We start from the raw sequence: 3862 nt of genomic DNA, 5'->3' as shown, positions 1-3862 counted from the left end.
CTGCTTAACAGCCCCCTACTCTTTTCGTAGATAAATTTAAGAATTCTCTTTCACATAATCATAAAATTTCCTAACGATCCTTGGATGCTTGATCTTTTTTATAGCCTGGGCTTCTATCTGTCTTACGCGCTCTCTAGTTACTCCGCCTAGCACTAGTCCGGTTTCTTCTAGAGTATACGGGCCGCCCGCTCCGGTGTTTCCGCCTTTTAGGCCCGCTAGCCTAGATGCCTCATGGATAGCTCTAGCTTGCAGAGAGTTTATGATACCGGATAAATCGCTTTTGATATTTTTTAGCTTAAACGCATCCTCGGTAGAAACGTCGGCGGCACTCATCATAAATTTGACCTTTTCTCGTAGTTCCTCGGCGACTTCGAGCATTTCTTTTATTTGGGTTAAATTTTGCATATTATCTCCTTTGTAGATTGCGGCTAGCATAGGTTGATTTATAAAGGTATTTTACCGAGCAAAAAGGACATATTTACGTCCAAACTGATATAATCCAGCCAAAAAAGGCAAAACCGTGAATACAAATCTTCATAAATCTCGCGAAGAGCTTGATCTCATTAAGCATTACGCCAAGGCTTGGACGCTTTTGCAAAGATACGACGATAAAACTCTATGTATATATACAAATCTTGCGGGCGAAAATTTTACTCTAGGCTACGATGAAGCCATGCTAGCTATAAACGACCTAAAAGAATCGCTAATCCAAAAAGGCGAAGCATCGCAAATTTTCGCAACGCAAAAGGCGGGAGAATTTGAAGGAATACTCAAAAATATCTATCAAACCTTCGGCGGACGCGAGCTGCTGCCCACGGCACAAGAAAAGGCGGCAAATTTGATCTACTATATCATCAAAGACCACCCATTTAACGACGGCAATAAACGAATCGGAGCTTTTATGTTTATTTTATTTCTATCAAAAAGCGGACTTCTCTATAAAAATAACGGCGAACCTAAAATCAATAATAACGCGCTTGCCGCCCTTGCGCTGCTCATAGCTCAAAGCGATCCTAGCCAAAAAGATATGATAGTAAATTTAACGACGAATTTACTAAGCGACTAAAGCAAAATACAGCGACCGCCCTACTCTCATTTTACCACCCCTGCAAAACCTGCATAGCTAAAAGCGAAAGCTTAGGCGAAGCCAAGATATTTCATATATCGGACACTTACGTTTAAACTCCCTTTTTTAGGGATTTGATTCTCGGACTTTTGTAAATTTCAAAAAGCCCTATTTTAGGGACTTTTATATTTTATTAAGTTTCAAAAAGTTCGAGAATCTCAAATTTCATACTCCTAAAAAATAGATTCTCGGACTTTTAGAATTTAGCCTGTTTTAAAGTCCCTATTTTAGGGCTTTTAAATTTAAAGAATTTAGCAAAAGTTAGAAAATCTCCTAAATTTTCATTTTTGAAAATAGATTCTCGGACTTTTGATATATTGCTAACTACCTAAAATTCATTATCTTAAGCATAAATTTAGTAAAACGCTAGGAATTTGAAATTAAAATTTAGCTAGATTCTCGGACTTTTTAGCTATATATGATATAATGGCGTGTTTTGATAGTTCTTTAAACTCATTGTTAATCTTAATGCGTTTTTTAGGCTATTTGATTCAAATTTCCTCGATTTAGGGGATTGAAACCTGCATTATTTACAGCATTCTCATTAGCTAGCACCCTCTGCAGATTTGATTCAAATTTACTTGCGTTACATAGAGAGTACTAGTACAATATAACGCCCTTAGTCTTTATTTGACGTATTTAATGGTTAAATTTATGAAATTTTATTGCGCGCGTTTATGCATTATGGTTTAAAAACAGCAGTTTAGTTTTTGATCTTATGGCCTTTTGATGATCGCGCCATAAGCCTATTAATAAAAGTTACGTCGAATAAAAATTGATTAAAATACACATAAAAAGTAGTAAAAGCCAAGCAAGTCTTGGCTTGGGTTTAATACACAATAAATTTAACACCCGCCTTGATGGAGTTTTTAAAATTTACTGATTTTATTGTCCGCCGTAAGAAATTAAAGCTCAGCTGGCGTAAGCCGGCTACTAATATACTATGAATTTAATAGTATAATAATATCGTTTTACTTAGGTAAAAAATATTCGTCCATGAAATATTTTATGACAGCCTGAGCTTTGCAAGTCTGTTAGTCAAAGGCTGAAAACTTATGCCAAAGGAGGTTGTGATTTTTGCTACAAAGATTTAAACGGAAAAAACATAGGCGGTATTTTTTTTAAAATCTAGCAATACCGCCCGCATTAACAATGGGTAATATTATACTATAAAAAGCGTCTGGTCTAACTTTTTTAATATTTACTTAAATTCTACAAATCAAATTAATTTAATATTATTATCGTATGTATATAATATTATAACAATATCTAACTAAATATCTTAAAGCGTATATATTGGTTTATTCCCATTCCTATTTTTTCAGCTTCTAGTTTTACTCGCTCAAACTCGTCTTGCGTAAAATAAAGCAAAAACGACTTATCTCGTTTTAAATTTTTAGGTTTTTTTATCTCTGAGGTTTCGCCTCTTGCTTGGTTAATAAAATTCTCTTCGCTCTTGGTTGAAGCCGTGCTTACCTTTTTAAATCCCATTGTTATTCCTTTATATTTTCTTTAACTACCTGTAAAAGCTCAGTATAAAAACCCTCAAAATCATCAAGCGCCCTATCCCCACTTTTGCAAAATTCACTTAAGCTATTGCCGCTTGCTACTATTTTTCTATATACCTGTCTTTCGTATATAACAGATCTTAATAAAAAAACATCGCTTAGATTTCGCTCTTTTTTAGCATCTTCTATATACTCGCGCATATTTTCAAGCTCTTTTGCCAAAAAAGGATTTGGCGAAACACGATTTACCAATACAAGCGTCAATAATTTTTCATTTAGTACTTTTGCCTCGCTACTTAAATCAAGCATCCGATCAAGTACGCTTACGTCGTATTGTGAAGGTATCGTAGGAATAATTAGTACGTTTGAAGAGAGCATCGCCTTACGCATCTCTTTACTATCTCGCCCTCCAGTATCAACCACTATCGAATCGAAATTTTCGCTCATACGTTTTATTTCGTCTCCTAGACTAACGCCGGTTTTTGAAACGCTTGAAAATAGCGGCTTAAGATCCGACTGGCTTCTGATATCCGAAAAGACTTCGGTGGAGCGCTGAGGGTCGGCATCTATTAAAAGTACGTTATCTCCGTCTTCTGCAAGCCTTGCGGCTAAATTTACGGCCAATGTCGTCTTTCCGCTTCCGCCTTTTTCATTTACTATCGATATAACCATTTATTTATCCTTCTGTATTGTGTAAAACTATTATATCATAAAAATAGCAATATAATATCTAAATATAGCTATTACAATATAGTTTTGATATCTAAATAATATCTATTATTGCAAATATCATACAAGTAATACTCTTACTTTGTCTAGTAAAAACTATTAGGTTCAATTACATAAGACACCATACTAAATATAAAAATTTACAAAAAACTATATGCAATCGGTCCGCCCTACCCTGTACAATAACTTTGCCACAATAAAACATAATGCAAACATAAACTGTATTGAATTGTGATAGGCCTAAATTTTTATAATATTAGCTTAAAAAATAATTGAAAAGGATGCAATTTATCTTTCTCTTAAAAAAGCTAGAACATTATTGCTGTGAATATTTAAATAATGCTCAAGATAAGTTAAAAACTTTCAAAGGAGTTTTTCTCAAAGAGAGTGCAAGCACAAGAACTATGATTTTGTCGATGAAAAATAAATATATAATTCGTTCAAGAATTTCAGAGAAGAAATTTAGAGAAATTTTAAAGTATTTTGTAGAAGATATAGA

4 protein-coding genes and 1 pseudogene are annotated in these 3862 nt (G+C 34.1%); 2 read left to right on the top strand and 3 right to left on the bottom strand.

Annotated features, from left to right (window positions below):
* Positions 1 to 36: 36 nt before the first annotated feature.
* A complete protein-coding gene (locus RYL88_RS12055) occupies positions 37 to 405 on the bottom strand; it encodes a sigma factor-like helix-turn-helix DNA-binding protein (RefSeq protein ID WP_314991602.1) in 369 nt (122 codons plus the stop codon).
* A gap of 115 nt (positions 406 to 520) precedes the next feature.
* Here RYL88_RS12055 and RYL88_RS12050 point away from each other — a divergent pair, with 115 nt between their 5' ends.
* Complete coding sequence (locus RYL88_RS12050; protein ID WP_314991600.1) at positions 521 to 1066, top strand: Fic family protein; 546 nt, start codon at positions 521 to 523, stop codon at positions 1064 to 1066.
* Between the two features lie 1329 nt (positions 1067 to 2395).
* Here the strand turns inward: RYL88_RS12050 and RYL88_RS12045 are convergent.
* Together RYL88_RS12045 and RYL88_RS12040 are read right to left on the bottom strand one after the other, a co-directional pair.
* Positions 2396 to 2617: a hypothetical protein gene (locus RYL88_RS12045; protein WP_314991598.1), complete on the bottom strand. Its 222-nt coding sequence runs from the start codon at positions 2615 to 2617 to the stop codon at positions 2396 to 2398.
* Positions 2618 to 2619: 2 nt separating this feature from the next.
* A complete protein-coding gene (locus tag RYL88_RS12040; protein ID WP_314991597.1) occupies positions 2620 to 3306 on the bottom strand; it encodes a ParA family protein in 687 nt (228 codons plus the stop codon).
* A 338-nt stretch (positions 3307 to 3644) separates the two neighbouring features.
* On the opposite strand from RYL88_RS12040, the pseudogene RYL88_RS12035 reads away from it, so the two are divergent.
* Positions 3645 to 3862, top strand: a pseudogene (locus RYL88_RS12035) (hypothetical protein); the annotation flags it as partial.

The sequence above is a fragment of the uncultured Campylobacter sp. genome (genome assembly GCF_963517995.1).
Taxonomy (GTDB): Bacteria; Campylobacterota; Campylobacteria; order Campylobacterales; family Campylobacteraceae; genus Campylobacter_A.
This window is presented reverse-complemented; position numbering and strand designations above follow the sequence as displayed.

Excerpts from the sequence above, each read along its gene's own strand:
- RYL88_RS12040 (WP_314991597.1), bottom strand. The coding sequence starts at position 3,306 with ATGGTTATATCGATAGTAAATGAAAAAGGCGGAAGCGGAAAGACGACA.
- RYL88_RS12045 (WP_314991598.1), bottom strand. The coding sequence starts at position 2,617 with ATGGGATTTAAAAAGGTAAGCACGGCTTCAACCAAGAGCGAAGAGAAT.
- RYL88_RS12055 (WP_314991602.1), bottom strand. The coding sequence starts at position 405 with ATGCAAAATTTAACCCAAATAAAAGAAATGCTCGAAGTCGCCGAGGAA.